Source organism: Elstera litoralis, assembly GCF_000963705.1.
Lineage (GTDB): Bacteria > Pseudomonadota > Alphaproteobacteria > Elsterales > Elsteraceae > Elstera > Elstera litoralis.
The window spans coordinates 1-935 of the sequence record NZ_LAJY01000490.1 but is presented as its reverse complement, the minus strand read 5'-3'; the positions used below and the strand labels follow the sequence as shown (position 1 = coordinate 935).

The 935-nt window shown below is 58.2% G+C and carries 1 protein-coding gene and 1 pseudogene; both read right to left on the bottom strand.

Going from position 1 to position 935, the window contains the following annotated elements; all coding sequences use genetic code 11:
* A partial coding sequence (pth, locus tag VZ95_RS16275) for an aminoacyl-tRNA hydrolase (RefSeq protein WP_045776795.1) occupies positions 1–599 on the bottom strand: 599 nt, incomplete at its 3' end.
* 22 nt (positions 600–621) lie between these two features.
* Positions 622–935: pseudogene (locus VZ95_RS16270) on the bottom strand (50S ribosomal protein L25/general stress protein Ctc); the annotation flags it as partial.

The window sequence follows — 935 nt, the reverse complement described above, 5'->3', positions numbered from 1 at the left end:
GCAGGTTTGGGCGGCTTCGGCGGGGTGAGTTTCCGCGAAACGCTTTCGGTAAATTCCCGTTCCGTCTTCGTAACGAACAGCGGAATGGCATCGGTCACGGCGTCCAGCAGCGGCGAGAGCCACGCCTCGTCGGCCTTGGCGAAATCGCTCAAGACATGGGCGGTCACGCGGGCTTTATCGCCGGGATGGCCGATACCGAGGCGGACGCGCCAATAGTCGGGCGTGCAATGGGCGTCGAGGGATTTCAGGCCGTTATGTCCCGCGTGGCCGCCGCCGCGCTTAACGCGGAACTTGCTGGCGGGCAGTTCCAACTCGTCGTGGAACACGATCAACTGCTCGGGCGGGATTTTGAAAAAGCGCATAATCGCGCCGACGCAATCGCCAGAGAGATTCATATAAGTGGTCGGCTTCACCAACAGGCATTTAACGCCGTCGAGGCTGCCTTCGGCGAGATCGCCTTGAAACTTGGTCGGCCGGAATGGCGTAAAATTATAGCGCCGGGCAATCTCATCAATCGCGAGAAAGCCGATATTATGGCGATTGCGGGCATAGTGGCCCCCTGGGTTGCCGAGACCGACAAGAATCCAAGGGGCCGCCATGAGAATCGCTTCGCCTTAGGCTTTAGGCGTCGCCGCCGCTGGTCGGAACGATGGTCGCGATAGTGAAATCGCGCTCGCCGCCCACAAGCTTGGCCCCTGCCGGGATTTGCAGCATCGAGACATGAACGGAACCGTTGATGTCGATGTTGAGCAGATCGACCGTCAGATGGTCGGGAATGTCGTTGGCATTGACTTCAATTTCGACCGTATGCTGAACGATATTCAGCAGACCGCCTTTTTTGATACCAAGCGACTTTTCCTGATTGATGAAATGCACGGGAACATTGACGTGCAGCATCGAATCCGCGCCGACGCGCAGGAAGTCCACATGTTCCG